14 protein-coding genes are annotated in these 16,436 nt (G+C 72.2%); 9 read left to right on the forward strand and 5 right to left on the reverse strand.

Features of this window, described 5'->3' with window-relative positions; genetic code table 11:
- Window positions 1-262: 262 nt before the first annotated feature.
- Together FXF65_RS36940 and FXF65_RS36945 are read right to left on the reverse strand one after the other, a co-directional pair.
- On the reverse strand, window positions 263-1,981 hold the full coding sequence (locus FXF65_RS36940; protein WP_246199352.1) for a GAF domain-containing sensor histidine kinase: 1,719 nt from the start codon (window positions 1,979-1,981) through the stop codon (window positions 263-265).
- Between the two features lie 49 nt (window positions 1,982-2,030).
- Window positions 2,031-3,041, reverse strand: a complete 1,011-nt coding sequence (locus FXF65_RS36945; protein ID WP_148354744.1) for an Acg family FMN-binding oxidoreductase — start codon at window positions 3,039-3,041, stop codon at window positions 2,031-2,033.
- Between the two features lie 202 nt (window positions 3,042-3,243).
- Between FXF65_RS36945 and FXF65_RS36950 the strand changes: the two genes are divergently transcribed.
- Window positions 3,244-3,918, forward strand: coding sequence for a response regulator transcription factor (locus FXF65_RS36950; RefSeq protein WP_148354745.1), 675 nt, complete (start codon window positions 3,244-3,246; stop codon window positions 3,916-3,918).
- 5 nt (window positions 3,919-3,923) lie between these two features.
- Window positions 3,924-6,554, forward strand: coding sequence for a cation-translocating P-type ATPase (locus tag FXF65_RS36955; protein ID WP_148354746.1), 2,631 nt, complete (start codon window positions 3,924-3,926; stop codon window positions 6,552-6,554).
- A gap of 58 nt (window positions 6,555-6,612) precedes the next feature.
- Here FXF65_RS36955 and FXF65_RS36960 read toward each other — a convergent pair whose 3' ends face one another.
- Window positions 6,613-7,464, reverse strand: coding sequence for an SAM-dependent methyltransferase (locus tag FXF65_RS36960; RefSeq protein WP_148354747.1), 852 nt, complete (start codon window positions 7,462-7,464; stop codon window positions 6,613-6,615).
- Between the two features lie 300 nt (window positions 7,465-7,764).
- On the opposite strand from FXF65_RS36960, the gene FXF65_RS36965 reads away from it, so the two are divergent.
- A complete protein-coding gene (locus tag FXF65_RS36965; RefSeq protein ID WP_148354748.1) occupies window positions 7,765-8,778 on the forward strand; it encodes a methyltransferase in 1,014 nt (337 codons plus the stop codon).
- Window positions 8,779-8,794: 16 nt separating this feature from the next.
- Window positions 8,795-9,745: a LysR family transcriptional regulator gene (locus tag FXF65_RS36970; protein WP_148354749.1), complete on the forward strand. Its 951-nt coding sequence runs from the start codon at window positions 8,795-8,797 to the stop codon at window positions 9,743-9,745.
- Here the strand turns inward: FXF65_RS36970 and FXF65_RS36975 are convergent.
- Window positions 9,737-10,687 (reverse strand): LysR family transcriptional regulator, encoded by a 951-nt coding sequence (locus tag FXF65_RS36975; RefSeq protein WP_148354750.1) that lies wholly within the window; start codon window positions 10,685-10,687, stop codon window positions 9,737-9,739. The two genes, FXF65_RS36970 and FXF65_RS36975, sit on opposite strands and share 9 nt — an antisense overlap.
- 188 nt (window positions 10,688-10,875) lie before the next feature.
- Here FXF65_RS36975 and FXF65_RS36980 point away from each other — a divergent pair, with 188 nt between their 5' ends.
- From FXF65_RS36980 to FXF65_RS36990, 3 genes are all read left to right on the forward strand, one after another.
- Window positions 10,876-11,445: a snapalysin family zinc-dependent metalloprotease gene (locus FXF65_RS36980; RefSeq protein WP_148354751.1), complete on the forward strand. Its 570-nt coding sequence runs from the start codon at window positions 10,876-10,878 to the stop codon at window positions 11,443-11,445.
- 165 nt (window positions 11,446-11,610) lie between these two features.
- Window positions 11,611-12,510, forward strand: coding sequence for an HTD2 family dehydratase (locus tag FXF65_RS36985; RefSeq protein WP_222868939.1), 900 nt, complete (start codon window positions 11,611-11,613; stop codon window positions 12,508-12,510).
- Window positions 12,511-12,697: 187 nt separating this feature from the next.
- Window positions 12,698-13,492 (forward strand): MBL fold metallo-hydrolase, encoded by a 795-nt coding sequence (locus FXF65_RS36990; RefSeq protein ID WP_148354752.1) that lies wholly within the window; start codon window positions 12,698-12,700, stop codon window positions 13,490-13,492.
- A 57-nt stretch (window positions 13,493-13,549) separates the two neighbouring features.
- Here the strand turns inward: FXF65_RS36990 and FXF65_RS36995 are convergent, their stop codons facing one another.
- Window positions 13,550-14,713, reverse strand: a complete 1,164-nt coding sequence (locus FXF65_RS36995) for a S1 family peptidase (protein ID WP_148354753.1) — start codon at window positions 14,711-14,713, stop codon at window positions 13,550-13,552.
- A 160-nt stretch (window positions 14,714-14,873) separates the two neighbouring features.
- Here FXF65_RS36995 and FXF65_RS37000 point away from each other — a divergent pair, with 160 nt between their 5' ends.
- Both FXF65_RS37000 and FXF65_RS37005 read left to right on the forward strand, forming a co-directional pair.
- Complete coding sequence (locus FXF65_RS37000) at window positions 14,874-15,668, forward strand: DUF72 domain-containing protein (RefSeq protein WP_246199353.1); 795 nt, start codon at window positions 14,874-14,876, stop codon at window positions 15,666-15,668.
- A gap of 56 nt (window positions 15,669-15,724) precedes the next feature.
- Window positions 15,725-16,432 carry a M15 family metallopeptidase gene (locus FXF65_RS37005; RefSeq protein WP_148354755.1) on the forward strand — a complete coding sequence of 236 codons (708 nt, stop codon included), beginning with the start codon at window positions 15,725-15,727 and terminating at the stop codon, window positions 16,430-16,432.
- Window positions 16,433-16,436: the final 4 nt, after the last annotated feature.

A 16,436-nucleotide genomic window follows, 5' to 3' on the forward strand; every position in this document is an offset into this window, starting at 1 on the left:
CAGCGCCCAGACGTAGCGAGCGGCGGGCGACTCGGTCAGCGGCCGGGGCCGCACGACCCGGATCAGGGTGTCCCGTCCCACGTGGGTCTTGTGCTCGGAGAGCGCCATCGCCTCTCACCTTCCATCACATCGCTTTTTCCCTCGCCTCCAACTCAACCGCGCGGCGGCCGCGCGCTGTAGGACCGTTCGGCGCACGATCGGCGGGACCAAGGTCCCCGGGAATGCGATGTCCGCAGGGCCTAACGGCCCTCCGCACGCCGGGTCAGGCGTCCTTGAGCGGGACGCGCCAGACGATCAGCGTCCCGCCGTCCGGCCCCGGTCCGGCGGCGCAGGAGCCGCCGAGCCCCTCGGCCCGTTCCGCCATGTTGCGCAGGCCGCTGCGGCGTCCGCCCGCGCCGATGCCGACGCCGTCGTCCCGGACCCGGACGGTGACCTCGTCTCCGACGTCGACGCTCACCGTCGTCTCGGTCGCCCGTGCGTGCCGGGCGACGTTGGAGAGGGCCTCCTGGACCACGGCGAGCAGGTGGTCGCCGGTCTCGTCGTCGACGGCGGTGTCGAGCAGGCCGTCCAACCGGACGGAAGGGGCGAACCCGAGCTGCTCGGTCGCGGCGTCCACCAGCGCGTGCAGGCGGCTGCGCAGCGACTCCTCCACCTCGGGGCCCTGCAACGCGAAGATCGTCGAGCGGATCTGCCGGATGGTGTCGTCCAGGTCGTCCACGGCGCGCTGCACCCGGACCGCCACATCCCGCTTCTGTGTGATCTTGATGGCCGCCATCAGCCCCATCGCGGTCGCGAACAACCGCTGGATCACCGTGTCGTGCAGGTCCTTGGCGATGCGGTCGCGGTCCTCCAGGAGGGTCAGGCGTTCGGCGTCGCGGCGCCGGTCGGCGAGTTCCAGCGCGACCGCGGCCTGCCCGGCGAACGCCTCCAACAACCGCTGCGTCCCCTCGGAGAACACGGCGCCGCCGGGCGCGTTGATCACCGACAGCACCCCGCGCGCGGCCGAGCCCAGCCCGAGCGGCACGACCAGCATCGGCCCGATCGGCACCTCGGACGGCACGTTCGCCTCGCGCGCGGCCGGGTCACCGTCGGTGAGCCGCACCGCCCTGCCGTCCGCGAACACCGGCCCGGCGACCGAATGGTCCAGCGGCACCCGCAGCCCTTCGAGCCCCTCGGCGCCCGGGCCGTGCGCGGCCTCGACGACGAACCGTCCGGCGCCGTCCTCGGCCAGCGCCACCGTCGCGAGGTCGGCGTCGGCGATCTGCCTCGCGCGCTGCGCGACCAGCGCGGTCACCTCGTGCGGGTCGGTCCCCGACAGCAGCGCCGTGGAGATCTCGCCGGACGCCTCAAGCCACCGCTCCCGGCGCCGCGTCTCCTCATACAACCGCGCGTTCTCGATCGCCACCCCGGCCGCGGTCGCCAGCGCGGTCACCACGACCTCGTCCTCCTGATCGAACTCCCCGCCACCCGCCTTCTCGGTCAGGTACAGGTTGCCGAACACCTCGTCCCGCACCCGGATCGGAACGCCCAGGAACGACCGCATCGGCGGATGATTCGCGGGGAAGCCGTAGGAGTCGGGGTGCTCCCCCAGGTCGGCTAGGCGGAGTGGGCGCGGTTCGCGGATCAGCAGCCCGAGGATGCCGTGGCCGTGCGGCCAGTGCCCGATCGCCTCGATCTCGGCCTCGCCGACGCCCACCGTGACGAACTGGACGAGCCGCTCCCCCTCCTCCCCGATCACACCGAGCGCGCCGTAACGGGCGTCGACCAGCGTGATCGCGGCCTCGGTGATCCGCCGCAGCACCGACTCCAGATCGAGCTCACTGCCGACCGAGACGACGGCCTCCAGCAGCGCGTGGACACGGTCTCGCGTCGACCGCGCCGCCTCCAACCGCGCCTGCAACTCGGTCAGGAGATCGTCCAGTTGCAGCTGCGGCAGGATCAGCCGCGCTCTGTCCCGGCCGTTGTCAGGTCCCTCAACCACACCGCCAGTATTACCGAATCCTCCTGGAACGTCCCATCAGGGAGCGAGATCACGGCTCCTCGGTCAGCACCTCGTCGACGGGCCGCCGGACGGTGGCGAGCGCCGCGCCCTCGGGCACGCCGAGCCGGAGCAGCATCTGCGGGTGCGCGTCGCCGCAGAACCGCGCCCGGACGAACTCGCGCAGCTCCGGAACCTGGAGCGCCTGCGTGTGGTACGCGGCGGCCAGGCCCTGCTCGGCCGCCCGCAGCAGGACGCGCTGGAGCGCCTGGCCCGCGTCCAGCCACGCGGCGGGCGTGTCGTCCCCGGTGACGAGCAGGACCACGAGGCCGGTCCGGGACGTCCCGGCGTCGCCGGACGCGTCCGGCTCCACGCCCCAGCCCTGCCCCCGCGCGAAGTCGCGGGCCGCGAAGTTCGGTTCGGTGCGCGGCGGCCGGCTGGGATAGGCGGCGTGCTGGACGCCGTCCCGCCGGGCCGTGGTCGGGGCGGGCGCCCAGCGGGCGATCTCCGCCGCGTACGCGGGCGTCCGGCGCTGGACGTGCTCGGCCGCCTCGGTCAGCGCCGCCAGCGCGCCGCGCACGTTCGGGTCCACGGCCTGGACGAGCCGGGCCCCCTCGCGCTCGGCCGCGTGCCGCAGCGCCGCCAGCACGCCCGCGCTCACCGGATCGTCCTGGAACCCGCCCCGGTGGCTGTGCCGGAGGCGGATCTGCGCGTACTCGCGTTCCACGTCCTCGTCGGGGCGCTCGGTGCCGGGCTCGGCGTGGACGTCGGCGAGCAGGTGCGGGCGGTCCGGGTCCGGCAGCGTCCGGACGACCGGCTCGAAGCCCTGCGCCCGCAGCGACAACCGCAGGTTGTAGAGGGCGGCGCCGCAGCTGATCAGCATCTCGCGCCCGGCCGGATCGGCGACGCCGAGCCGCCGGTCGGGGTCGGCGCGCAGCGTGAGCCGCGCCCCGCGCACGCCGAACCGCCAAGGCTGGGTGTTGTGCACCGACGGCGCCTGCACCGCGTCCTCGACCGCCTGCCGGACGGCCTCGCCGGTCTCCACGTTGTTCTTGGTCTGCATTTTCGCTCCTTCCCCTGCTTCCCCGTGCTTCCAGACCACCAGCGGAAGCGGGGCGGGGGCAGGGGCCAAAGTCCTTCATCCGGACCGGGAGCGGAATCGGGACGTTGGTCCCGAGGGCGGGGGACGTCCGGCAACCTGGGGAACACGCCGAATGCGGGGTAGCGTCCTTGACGCAACCACTGAGCCGAGGGAAACGAACGCCATGACGGGCCAGACGCAGAACACCCAGCCGATCCGAGTGTTCCTGATGGACGACCACGAGGTCGTCCGGCGCGGCGTGGCCGCGCTGCTGTCCGCCGAGGACGACATCGACATCGTCGGAGAAGCCGGCACCGCCGCCGAGGCGATCGCCCGGATCCCCGCCGCCCGCCCCGACGTCGCCGTCCTGGACGTCCGCCTCCCCGACGGCGACGGCGTCACCGTCTGCCGCGAGGTCCGCTCCCAGATGCCCGGACTCGCCTGCCTCATGCTCACCTCCTTCGACGACGAGGACGCCCTCTTCGAAGCAGTCATGGCGGGCGCCTCGGGCTACGTCCTCAAACAAATCCACGGCTCAGACCTCGTCGGGGCCGTCCGCACCGTCGCCACCGGCCAATCCCTGCTCGACCCCCGCAGCACCGCCCGCATGCTGGAACGCATCCGCACCCGCCAAGAGAAGAACGACCCCCTCAAAGGCCTCACCGACCAGGAACGCCACATCCTGGAACTCATCGGCGAAGGGCTCACCAACCGGCAGATCGGCGAACGACTCTTCCTCGCCGAGAAAACCGTCAAGAACTACATCTCCACCATCTTCGCCAAACTCGGCATGAGCCGCCGCACCCAGGCCGCCGCGCTCGCCGCCCAGCTCAAAGCCGACTCGAACCGGCGCGACTGACCGCGATGACCACGGACGAGCCGCCGGACCTCGCGCCCTACCGCAGGCCCGCCGAGGACGTCGTCCGCGACCTCGGCGGCGACTCGGGGCGCGGGCTGACCGCCGCCGAGGCCGCGGTGCGGCTCGCCGCGGACGGCCCGAACGCGCTGCCCGCCGCGCGCGGCCGCGGCCCGCTGACCCGGTTCCTGCTCCAGTTCAACAGCCCGCTGATCTACGTTCTGCTGGCGTCGGCGGCGGTGACCGCCCTGATCGGCGAGCACGTGGACGCCCTCGTGATCCTCGGCGTGGTGGTCGTGAACGCCATCGTCGGGTTCGTCCAGGAGTCCCGGGCGGAGAAGGCGCTCACCGCCCTCGCCGCGATGACGCGGACGACGGCGAAGGTCGTCAGGGACGGCGCGTCGGCCGAGATCCCGGCGGCCGACCTCGTCCGCGGCGACCTGGTCGAGCTGGACGCGGGCGACAAGGTCCCCGCCGACCTGCGGCTGCTGCGCACCGACGAGCTGGCCGTGGACGAGTCCGCGCTGACCGGCGAGTCCGCGCCCGTCGCGAAGGACCCGGCGGCGCTGCCCGAGGTCGCCCTCGCCGACCGCGCCGCGATGGCCTTCTCCGGGACGCTCGTCGCCGCCGGGCGCGCCGCCGGACTCGTCGTCGCGACCGGCACGGACACCGAGCTCGGCGGCATCGACCGGCTCGTCCAGACCACCGCGACCGTGCGGACGCCGCTCACCCGCAAGATCACCGAGTTCAGCAAGATCGTCACGGTCGCGATCCTGGTCCTCGCCGCGCTGACCTTCGCGATCGGCGTACTGCGCGGACGGGGCGCGGCCGAGATGCTGACCGCGGCGGTCGCGCTCGCGGTCGGCGCGATCCCCGAGGGGCTGCCCGCGATCGTCACGATCACGCTGGCGCTCGGCGTCGCGCGGATGGTGCGGCGCGGCGCGATCGTCCGGCACCTGCCCGCCGTGGAGACGCTCGGCAGCACCACCGTCATCTGCACCGACAAGACCGGCACGCTCACCCGGAACCAGATGACCGTCACCGCCGCCACCGCGGGCGGGCGCGACTACACCCTCACCGGCACCGGCTACGCGCCCTCCGGGGAGGTCCAGCGGGACGGAAGTCCGGTCGGCCTCGCCGGGCAGCCCGTCCTGCGGGAGGTCCTGCTCGCCGGGCTGGGCTGCAACGACGCGCGGCTCGTCCGCGAGGACGACGAGTGGACGATCACCGGCGACCCGACCGAGGGCGCCCTGGTCGTCAGCGCCGCCAAGGCGGGGCTCGACCACGTCCCGGCCCGCGTCGCCGTCCTGCCGTTCAGCTCCGCGCGGCGATTCATGGCCACGCTGCACGACGACGGGACCGTCTACGTCAAAGGCCCGGTCGAGCGGGTCCTGGAACTCTGCGCCGACGCGGCCGGACCCGACGGCGAGCCCGTCCCGCTGGACGCGGACGCCGTCCACGCCCGAGCCGAGGACTACGGCGGGCAGGCGCTGCGCGTGCTCGCCTTCGCCCGCGGCCGGACCGAGGCCCGCGACCTGGACGAACTGCCCCCGCTGACGCTCCTCGGCCTCCAGGCGATGCTGGACCCGCCGCGCGCCGAGGCCGCCGACGCCGTCCGGACCTGCCACGCCGCGGGCGTCGAGGTCAAGATGATCACCGGTGACCACGCCGCGACCGCCCGCGCCATCGGCAAGCGCGTCGGGCTGCGCGGCGACGTCATGACCGGCGCGGAGCTCACCGCCGACGTGCCGGCCGAGCGCGTCCGGGCCACCGCCGTGTTCGCCCGCGTGTCGCCCGAGCAGAAGCTCCGCCTCGTCCGCACGCTCCAGGACGGCGGCCACGTCGTCGCGATGACCGGCGACGGCGTCAACGACGCTCCGGCCCTCAAGCAGGCCGACATCGGCGTCGCGATGGGCCGCACCGGCACCGACGCCGCCAAGGAGTCGGCCGACATGGTGCTGACCGGGGACGACTTCGCTTCCATCGAGAAGGCCGTCGAGGAGGGGCGCGGCGTCTTCGACAACCTGGTCAAGTTCATCGTGTGGGCGCTGCCGTCCAACGTCGGGCTCGGCCTCGTGCTGGTCGCCGCGATCGTCGCCGGGACCGCGCTGCCGATCCTGCCGCTGCAGGTGCTGTGGCTGAACATGACGGCGGTGCTCGTCCTCGGGCTGCCGTTCGCGGTCGAGCCGAAGGACGAGCACATCATGACCCGGCCGCCGCGCGCCCCGTCGCTGCCGCTGATCTCGCGGGCGATGACGGTCCGGATCCTGCTGGTGTCGGCGATCCTGCTCGCGGGCTCGTTCGGGCTCCAGCACTGGGAGCGGGCGCACGGCGCGTCCCCGGAGGTCGCGCAGACGATCGTCGTGAACGTGTTCGCGCTGACGCTGCTGACGTACCTGTTCAACTGCCTGTCGCTGGACCGTCCGCTGCTCTGGAGCGGCGTCCGCCGCAACCCGTGGGTGGCAGTCAGCGCGCTCGCCCTCGCCGGGCTCCAGGCGCTCTACACCTACACGCCCGGCATGAACGACGTGTTCCACTCCGCCCCGCTGGGCGGCGCGGCGTGGGCGCGCATCGTCGTGATAGCCGTCGTCTCCTACGTGGCGGTCGAACTGCTCAAGCTGGTCCAGCGGAGACGCTGACCCCGGCGGCCCTCCGGCCGGGTCAGGGCTTGCGGGCAGGTCAGGGCTTGCGGGCAGGTCAGGGCTTGCGGGCGACCGCGCCGTAGCTGTGGACGTGCTCCGGGTCGAGGTCGCCGACCAGGTCGGGCCGCCAGCGCGAGATGGTGACGAGACCGGGCTCGACCATTTCCAGGCCGTCGAAGAGGCGGCCGATCTGCTCGACGCTGCGCAGGTTGTAGGGCAGCGCGCCCGACTCGGCGTACTTCTCGGTGCTGCGCCTGGCGTCCTCGGACGTGTCGGTGCAGTCCCACACGACCAGGTAGCTGCCCGACGGGACGCCCGCCATGGTCTCGGCGACGACCCGCCTGGTGGCCTCGTAGTCCGGGGAGAACCCGAGGACGCCCATGAACATCACCGCGATCGGGCAGCTGAAATTCAGCACGTTCGCCGCCTCGGCGAGAATCTGCCCGGGATTGTGGAAATCGGCGTCGAGATATCCGGTGACGCCCTCGGGGGTCGTCCCGCGCATCAGCGCACGCGCGTGCGCCAGGACCATTGGGTCGTTATCGACATATACGACACGAGAATCGGGTGCGACGAGCTGCGCGACCTGGTGGGTGTTGGACTCGGTCGGCAGCCCCGCGCCGATGTCGAGGAAGTTCCTGATCTTCTCTTCGGTCGCCAGATAGCGCACGGCGCGGTTCAGGAACCGGCGGCCCTGCCGCGCCTGCCGGATCAGCTCGGGGTTCAGCGCGGCGGTCGCGTCCCCGACCTCGCGGTCGACCTCGTAGTTGTCCTTGCCGCCGAGCCAGTAGTTCCACGTCCGCGCCGGGGAGGGGATGTCGGTCCGGAACCGCGCCTGGACGTCCTCGGGCAGTGCGGAAGACGGGCTCGCGGATCGGCCACCGGGGGCGGCGCCGGACGGGGGCATCGTCGACTCCTCGTCTCGTCGGTCGGGATCCCGCGCCCCACCGCGCTCCACCGGCGGCCGAGGAAATCCAACCCGTCGATCGTATACGACTTTTAGACACCGTCTCATTTCACCCGGAGTCGGCGGCAAAAGGCGAGGTTACAGGGCCGGAGCCAGGAATGGAGCGTTCCGGTACGGACTCGTGCACATTCTGTGCCGATGCGTTCCGCGCCGATGCGCGGCGCTCGCCGCGCGAGCGCGCCGTCGGCGCCCGGGGATAACGTTCGGGGCGTCGCGGAGAACGTCGATCGAGGAGGCGCGATGGCCGAGGAGGAGTCCCGGTGGGGCGGGGAGTTGTGGGCGGCCGCCGATCTGGTCACGCCGATGGCCGTCCGGGTGGCGGCGACGCTCCGGCTGGCCGACCACATCGCGGCCGGACGGCGGACCCCCGAGGCCCTGGCCGCCGTGGTCGACGCCGACCAGGACGCCCTTCGGCGGCTGCTGGCGCACCTGGTGACCGCCCGTGTCCTGTCCCAGGCGGCGGACGGCTCCTACACCCTGACGTCGCTGGGCGACCAACTCCGCGACGACGCTCCGGGCGGCGTGCGCCCTTGGATCGACCTGGAGAACGCCATCGGACGCGCCGATCTGTGCTTCGTCGAACTGCTGCACACCGTCCGCACCGGAGAGCCCGCGTATCCGCGAAAGTTCGGCCGCCCGTACTGGGACGACCTCTCCGCGAACCCGGCGCTCGGGGCGTCGTTCGACGCCCTGATGGGCTCCCGGCTGGCGGCGGACGCGCCCGTCGCCGCCACCGCCTACCCCTGGGGCGACCTCGGACACGTGGTCGACGTGGGCGGCGGCAACGGCAGCCTGCTGATCGCCGTCCTCCACGCCCATCCGTCCCTGCGCGGGACGGTGGTCGACCTCCCCGGCCCGGCGGCCCGCGCCGACGAGGCCATCGCCGCGGCCGGGCTGGGCGACCGCGCCGACGCGCTGCCGGGCAGCTTCTTCGACGCCCTTCCGGCGGGAGCGGGCGGCTATGTGCTCTCGGGCGTCCTCCACGACTGGGACGACGAGCACGCGGCCCGCATCCTGCGGCGGTGCGCGGAGGCGGTCCCGGAGACGGGGAGGGTACTCGTTCTGGACCACATCGCCGACACGGCGGACGGCCCGCCCGACACCGAGGGAGACCTGCGCATGCTCTGCTACGTCCGGGGGCGGGAGCGCACGCTCGGACAGCTCGGCGAACTAGCGGAGTCGGCCGGGCTGAAGGTCGACGCGGTCGTTCCGGCGGGGCCCCGATCGATCGTCGAAATGCGTCCCGCCGGATGAGTTGAACCGCGCCGCCATGGAATTGGAATTCCGACATCTCAGGGTCGTCCTCGCACTGGTGGACACCGGGTCTCTCACCGGGGCGGCGGCCCAACTCGGCATCACCCAGCCCGCCGTGTCGGAGTCCCTGCGCCGGGCCGAGCGGGTCGCGGGCGGCGCCCTGTTCCAGCGGGGCGCGCACGGCGCGACGCCCACGCCGCTGGGTGAGCTGGTCGCGGCGCACGCGCGGAACGTCCTCGACTCGCTGGCCCGGCTGAAGGCCACCGGATCGGCGCTGCGGCTGAGCTGCACGCCCTGCACGCTGCAGCCGCACCTCGTCGTCCTCGCGGCGGAGGCGCTCGGAACGGCCGTGGAGGTGCGCGCGGCCCCCGCCCGTGCCGCGCCCGTGGAACTCGTCGCGGACGGACGCGCGCACGCCGTCCTCGCGACGGACTTCCGAGGCCACGAGCATCCCGAACTGCCCGGCGTCCGGCGCACCCCGGTCGCCGACGAGCCGCTGTTCGTCGCCGTCGCCGAGGACGGCCCGGCGGCCGGTCGCGGGGAGGTCGCCCTCGCTGAGTTGGCCGGCCTCGCGGAGTCGGCCGACCTCACCTGGGCGGTGACGCCTGCCGGTGACCACCGCCGCGCCTACCTCCTCGACGTCCTCACCCGCGCCGGGATCCGCGCCAAGGTGCGGACGGTCGACTTCGGAACGGCGTACGGGCTGGTCGAGCTGGGCCGGGTGGTACTGCCGGTCATGCCGGGCACCAGGCCGCGGGCGGGCATCGCGCTCCGCGCGCTCGCGGGCACGCCGCTGGTGGTGCGGACGAGCCTGTTCTGGCGGGCGGACGGCCCGCTCCGTCCGGTCGACGTCCGCCGCCTGCGCGACCGGCTGGCGGACGCGCAGCACGCCCTGGTCGAGCGGACCCCGCTCTACCGCGAATGGCTCACCGACCACCCGGACTGGCGGACCACGCCCTCAGCCTGACGCCGAGCCCAGCCAGCCGTCATGGCGGTCGAACCAGCCGGGCAGCCGGCTCCTGGTCCGCGCCGCCCGCCGGTAGCGGCGGACCAGTTCGGCGGCGACGCGCTCCGCCTGGGCACGGCACGGGGACGGCGCCAGCAGCACGTGCCGCATCCGGAGCGGCGCGCCGCGCACCTCGGCCGCCGGGCCGGGCACGCCGCCGCGTCCGGTGAGGGCCTGGACCAGCGTCACCACCGGGTCGCCGCGCCGCACCGTCTGCGCCGCGCTGAGGAGGGCCGGGGTGCGGATCAGCGGCGTCCGCAGCCCGGCGGCGGTGCACACGTCCCTGATATGCCCGGCGCATTCGTCGCCGTCGTAACGGTCCATCAGCCACACGAATTCCACCAATTCGGCCAGCTCGACGACGCCATTGTGCTCGATCTCGGGCGGCACCGTGACGAACACCGGCTCGACGCCGACCTCGATCAGCTCGACGCCTTCGGGGACGAAGCATTCCCGGCCGGGAAAGTCGACGTGCATGATCAGGTCGAGTTCGCCGCCGACGAGCGCGGCGACGGCCTCGGCGCGGTTCTCCACGACGACGAGGTCCACCGGCCGCTCCGGCGCCGCCCTGGACGCCGCCTCGCCGAGGAACGCCGCGGGCCCGGTCGGCAGGGCGCCGATCCGCAACTGCGGCCGGTCGCGCAGGGCGCGCATCGCGCGGGCCAGATCGTCCAGGTCGGCGAGGATCGTCCGGGCGCGCTCCAGGACGGCCTCCCCCAGCGGCGTCGGCGCCACTCCCTGCGGCGTCCGGTCGAAGAGGGCGCCGCCGACGGCGTCCTCGATCCGGCGGAGCTGGGCCGTCAGCGCGGGCTGCGAGGCGCCGAGCCGGGACGCGGCCCTGGTGAGGCTGCCGTCCGCGCTGATCGCGTCGAGCATCCTCAGATGGCGGACCTCAAGCTCCATGCCGGGATTATGCGCCCACCTCCTCTCCCTCGCCACGCGACGGCTAAAAGCGGGCCATCAATAAATGTTATGGGAATTTGTGATGTTCGCTACCGGCCGTTATCCGGTTACCCTCCATCGAGCCGGTGCGTCGCCGAACACGGGGGAACCGGCCGGTCATTACCGTCCATCGGGAAAGGAACCGGAAGTTGTCCCCACCCAGATTCATCGTCGCGATGCTCGCCGGCGTCGCCGCGCTCGTCCTCACCGGCGCGCCGAGCGCGTCCGCCGTCTCTCCGCCAGTGGCGGTGCGGACGATCTACTACGACTCGAGCAGGGCCGCCGAACTGAGCTCCCTCGTCGACCAGGCGGCCGACATCTGGAACACGCGCGTCACGTCCGTCAAGCTGGAGAAGGGGCAGGCGGGCATCTCGGTCAGCACCGCCCAGAACGGACCCGCTCCGGGGATGGCGAGCTGTGTCGGCTGCACCCGCGGGCAGATCACCTTCTACCGCAACCAGATCCAGCAGTCCGGCGCGGGCCCGCTGCGCGTGGTCGTGCACGAGTTCGGGCACATCCTCAGCCTCGAACACCCGCCGGACATCGGGAACTGCGACAAGGTCATGGCCGGCGGGCGGTGCGACAACCCGTACCCGAACGCCGACGAGGTCGCCGCGGTCCAGCGCTTCTGGAGCGGCGTCCTGCGGCCCGCCCGGCCCGCGCCCCGGCACGCCGACGAGCGCTCGACGCTCGGCGCGCCCGCGCTGGTGAGCCGGTAGCACGTCCGCGGTTCCGTCACGCGGGGACGGTCAGGGACCCCGCCTCCCGCGTGACGGCTCGGTGCCCCCGTCCGGTAGGGCGGGGGCACCGAGCATGCCCGGGTGCGGGCGAACCTAGGATTTGAGGTTCGCCACGGGCCCGTGGCCAGGGGAAAGGCGGACGTCATGGCGATGGATCACTGGGAAGCCCACACCGTGACCAGTGCGGAGGTGGTGCGGCCCGGTCAGGTCGCGGCGCTCGCGGCGCTGTTCGACGACGGGCTGCCCGCGCCGGGCGTCGGGGACGTCCTGCCGCGCCTGTGGCACTGGGTCGCGCTGCCGCACTGGCCGGTGTCGTCGGAGGTCGGGCCGGACGGGCACCCGCTTCGTGGAACGTTCCTTCCGCCCATCGAGCTGCCCCGCCGCATGTTCGCCGGAGGCGAGGTCGAATTCCACGGCGATCTGCGGGTCGGGGAGACCGTTCGCCGGGAGTCGACGGTGGAATCGGTGAAGGAGAAGAGCGGGCAGTCCGGGGCGCTGGTGATCGTGGCCGTCCGGACGCGCCTTTTCGGCGACGGCGGCGAACTGCGCGTGGACGAGCGCCAGGACTTGATCTACCGGGACGCCGACACCGCCCGCTCCTCCGGCGAGTTCGCGGCGGTGGAGCGGGCGGCGGAACTGCGGCCGGTCGGGCGTCCGCTGCGTCGCGCGGACGCCTGGGCCTGGGACTTCTCCACCGACCCGACCCTGCTCATGCGCTTCTCCTCCGCCACCGCCAACGCGCACCGCATCCACTACGACTGGCCGTACGCGACGCGGGTCGAGGGATATCCCGGGCTCGTCGTGCACGGCCCGCTGATGACGCTCACGCTGGCCGAGACATTCCGGCTGGAACGTCCGGACGGCGAGATCTCCCGGCTGACCCACCGCAACAAGGCGCCTCTGTTCTGCGGCCAATCCGCGTCGGTGCAGGGCCGTCCTACGGCGGACGGCGTGGCGCTCGAACTCATGGGCCCGGACGACACGGGCGTGCGCACCGCCGTCAACGTCGTCTCGTCCGGTGGGACGGCCGTTCAGGCGAGCTGAGCTTCGGCCGACGGCTCGTGATTGCAGCTGTGGTTGCCGCCGAGGGCATCGGGTACGAGATCACTGTCCGAATCCAATTGAGCGCGAAGAGTCATTCACGGCTTATAGGTCCCGGGCCCGCAGGTCGGGCCTCGTAGGCCCCGGGCTCGCAGGCCCGCGATGGCTCCAGCAGCGAAAGGGCCGAGCAGTGAAGCTTCAGTTCGTCGGGACGGGATCGATCCTGACCGCCCGGATGAGCGCGTCCGCGCTCATCGACGGCAAGGTCCTCATCGACGCGCCGAACGGCTCCATGAAGGCGATGCGGCGGGCGGGTCTCGATCCGTCCGCCGTCGACATCTGCGTGATCACGCACTTCCACGCCGACCATTTCTTCGACATCGTCTTCCTGCTCCTGGAACAAGGGCTCCAGCAAACCCGGGACCGCGACCTCGTCCTGATCGGCCCAGAGGGTTTCTCCGGGCGCGTGGACCAGCTCTTCGAACTCAGCTACCCCGGCGTCTGGAAGGACATCAAGGGAAAGGTCTCGCCCCGCTACATCGAATTCGGTGAGGACGGCGGCGAATGCTCCGAGGGCGGCTACGAGTTCCGCGCCCTTCCGATGAAGCACGCCGTTCCGACGCTCGGGTATCTCATCACCGACAAGGCGGGCGCGCGCCTCGGATACACCGGGGACACCGTCCACTGCCCGTCCGTCGACACCCTCGCGGCGGAGAGTTCGGTGCTCGTCCTCGACACGTCCTTCCTGAAAGGACGGGTCGGCCACATGGGTCTCGACGACGTGGAGACGATCGCGACTCAGCGACCGGAACTGCACCTCATCGCCACCCACCTCGGCGACGAGGTCACGCGCTCCTCACGTCCGAACATCGTCTTCCCGGTCGACGGGCAGAGTTTCGACATCACGCCGCAGGGCCTCCAGATCGGCGCCCCGCCCGCGCAGAACGAACGCCCCGACCATTCCACGCTAGGACTCCCTCTCTGAGGTGTCCCTGAAAGAGGCCGATCCTGGGATAAGGGGACCGGCCTCTTTCAGGAACGACTACGACACCTCGGCGTCGAAGGCTTGAAGCGGTTCGGTCACCGGCTGGAAGAAGGTGACGCCGCCGGACTGGCAGTCGCCCGAACCGCCGGAGGTGAGGCCGAGCGCGGTGCTCCCGGCGAAGAGCGGCCCGCCGCTGTCGCCCGGCTCCGCGCAGACGGTCGTCTGGATCATGCCGGTGACCGTCCCCTCGGGGAAGTTCACCGTCGCGTTCGTGGCGGTCACGTTGCCCGTGTGGACGCCGGTGGTGCTGCCGCTGCGCGCGACCTCCTGCCCGACGACGGCCTCGCCGGCCTCGGTGATGTCCTGCGCCTGCCCGTTGTACAGGTTGACCGCGCCCTCACCGGCCGCGTCCGCCTGGACGAGCGCGAAGTCGTTCCCGGGGAAGCTGCTCTGGACGGTGGTCCCGAGCGCCTCGGCGCCCTGCTGGTCGGTCGTCCAGGCCCGGACCTCGTTTCCGCAGTGCCCGGCGGTGAGGAAGAAGTCCGCGCCGCCGCGCGTGACGTTGAAGCCCAGCGAGCAGCGGATGCCCTGCCCGAAGATCGCGTCGCCGCCGAGCGCGAGGGTGCGCAGGCGGCCCGGGATGCGGACCATGCGGACGGCCGTCCCCATCCCCGCCGTCGCCCGGCGGACGGCGGCCATCCGCGTGCCGGTGACGGAGTCGTCCGTCCAGACCGTCACCTTGGACGTGGCGGGGTCGACCGCCCACCCGGTGCCCGGGACGCCGGACGTCGACCGGCGGAGCGCCGCCGTCATCCGGTTCAGGGACGCGGGGCCGCGCTCCAGCGTCTTCGGCACCGCACCGGCCTGCCGCACCATGGCGGCGTCCGAGGCGTTGGTCACGGTGACGACGGGCCGCCCGGCGGAATCGAGGTAGGAGCCCGCCGTGCGTTCACCGAGCCGGTCGGCGAGCCTGGCCGCCAGCGCCGCGGCCGCTCCGTTCCCCGCACCTCGCGTCCCGGCTCGCCGACCGTTGTTCGTGGCTTGCCTGTCGAGCTTCGCCGCCTGCTCGCCGGTCAGCGCGGCCTGCCGACCACCGGACTGGTCCGGCGCCTGCACCGCGTACAGCGCACCGGCCACGAGCCCGGCGGATCCCGCCACGGCCACGGTGCCGACGACCGCTGTTCGCAGGCGGGTCTTCCTTGCGTCGTTCCGGCGTCTCATGGGGGTCCTCCAAGGTCCGACGTCCCGAACTAGGGGGAGGTACGGGGCGCGGGCGGAGGGAGTTCAAGTGCGGATCGACGCGCGGGTCGATAGCGTCGCCCCCATGCGGCTTCATGTGGGATGCGCGATGTGGGCCCATCCGCCATGGCAAGGACGGTTCGTGCCGCATCCGCTGCCGCCCGCGGAGCGACTCCGTGCCTATGCGAGCTGGTGCGACGCCGTCGAAGGCAACACGACCTTCTACGCGACGCCGTCCCGGAGCACGGTGGAGTCGTGGGCCGAGCAGACGGCGCCGGACTTCCGGTTCGTCGTCAAGCTGCCGAAGACGATCACGCACGAGCGGCGGCTGGCGAACTTCGACGAGGACCTCCGGACATTCCTCCACGTCATGGAGCCTCTCGGCCCACGCGCACACGCCCTCTGGGTGCAGTTGCCGGGCTCCTTCGGCCCGGCGGACCTCGGGACACTCGCGGGTTTCCTGCGCCGCTTGCCCAGCGCACACCGTTACGCGGTCGAGGTGAGGCACCGGGCGTTCTTCGAGGACGCCCGCTGCGTGTACGACCTCGAACGGGTCCTGGCCGGGGTCGGCGCGGAGTGGGTGCCGTTCGACACCACCATGTTCTTCCAGGGCCGCCCGACCAGCGACGCCGAACGCGACGCCTGGACGAAGAAGCCGCGCGTCCCCCGCCGTTCGGTGGCGCTGACAGACCGTCCCATCGTCCGTTATCTAGGACGCGACGACACCGAGCGGACGGTCGAGGGCTGGCAGTTCTGGGTCGCCAAGACGGCGGAATGGCTTCGCGAGGGCCGTTCACCGACCATCTTCATCCACACCCCCGACAACTCCGAGGCACTCCCCTTGGCCCGCCGCTTCCACGACGAGGTAAGAGAACAACTCCCGTCCCTGGCGCCCCTCCCAGAACCAGAGCCGATAGGCCCACCCACCTTGTTCTAGAACTCCGAGCCCCCATCCACGCGGCCGAACCGAATTATCTCGATATCCTCGGCCTCATGGCCTCCCCGTCGAAAGACGATTCGCTGCTCGCCTCAGCCGAACAAAGCCTCCCCTCCACATTCCAGCCAGCGAGCCTGCCCATCCCCGCGCTCACCCCCGAGTCGATCCTCCTCAGGCGAGCAGTACCGGCCACCGACACCGGCGAACCGCTGACCCAGATCAGGGACAATGGAATACCCGTTCTGCACAATTACGCCCAAGCTGGCTGGCGGCACGCGGTCGACCAACAATGGCTCAGAGCGGACGCATTAGCCCGGCTACGACAGGCGGCCGCTACCCTCCCGCCGAGTTTCGGTCTCGCCATCTTCGACGGTTGGCGTCCCCTTGCGCTGCAACGCGAACTGTTCGACGCCATCACCCCGAACTCTGCCCCTGACGCGGAGCATCCCGTCGCACCACCCTCGGAAGACCCCGCCGAACCCCCGCCCCACCTCACCGGCGGAGCAGTCGACCTCACCCTGACCTGGCAGGGAACACCACTGCCCTTGGGCACCGCCTTCGACGAGTTCACCGATCAGGCCATGACCACAGCCTTCGAGAACCTGCCCGGACCAGTGCGCACGCTCAGGCGACTGCTCTACCACGCCCTTCGACGGCAAGGCTTTGTGGTGCTTGCAGAGGAATGGTGGCACTTCGAATTCGGCACCCGCTTGTGGTCGTCCCTGACCGGCCAACCGACCCGCTACGGTCCAGCCACGCCATAAACAC

This window comes from Actinomadura syzygii (genome assembly GCF_008085905.1).
GTDB classification, from domain to species: Bacteria; Actinomycetota; Actinomycetes; order Streptosporangiales; family Streptosporangiaceae; genus Spirillospora; species Spirillospora syzygii.

Excerpts from the sequence above, each read along its gene's own strand:
- FXF65_RS36945 (WP_148354744.1), bottom strand. The coding sequence starts at position 3,041 with ATGCAGACCAAGAACAACGTGGAGACCGGCGAGGCCGTCCGGCAGGCG.
- FXF65_RS36955 (WP_148354746.1), top strand. The coding sequence starts at position 3,924 with ATGACCACGGACGAGCCGCCGGACCTCGCGCCCTACCGCAGGCCCGCC.
- FXF65_RS36975 (WP_148354750.1), bottom strand. The coding sequence starts at position 10,687 with ATGGAGCTTGAGGTCCGCCATCTGAGGATGCTCGACGCGATCAGCGCG.
- FXF65_RS36960 (WP_148354747.1), bottom strand. The coding sequence starts at position 7,464 with ATGCCCCCGTCCGGCGCCGCCCCCGGTGGCCGATCCGCGAGCCCGTCT.
- FXF65_RS36950 (WP_148354745.1), top strand. The coding sequence starts at position 3,244 with ATGACGGGCCAGACGCAGAACACCCAGCCGATCCGAGTGTTCCTGATG.
- FXF65_RS36970 (WP_148354749.1), top strand. The coding sequence starts at position 8,795 with ATGGAATTGGAATTCCGACATCTCAGGGTCGTCCTCGCACTGGTGGAC.
- FXF65_RS37005 (WP_148354755.1), top strand. The coding sequence starts at position 15,725 with ATGGCCTCCCCGTCGAAAGACGATTCGCTGCTCGCCTCAGCCGAACAA.
- FXF65_RS36965 (WP_148354748.1), top strand. The coding sequence starts at position 7,765 with ATGGCCGAGGAGGAGTCCCGGTGGGGCGGGGAGTTGTGGGCGGCCGCC.
- FXF65_RS36995 (WP_148354753.1), bottom strand. The coding sequence starts at position 14,713 with ATGAGACGCCGGAACGACGCAAGGAAGACCCGCCTGCGAACAGCGGTC.
- FXF65_RS36985 (WP_222868939.1), top strand. The coding sequence starts at position 11,611 with ATGGCGATGGATCACTGGGAAGCCCACACCGTGACCAGTGCGGAGGTG.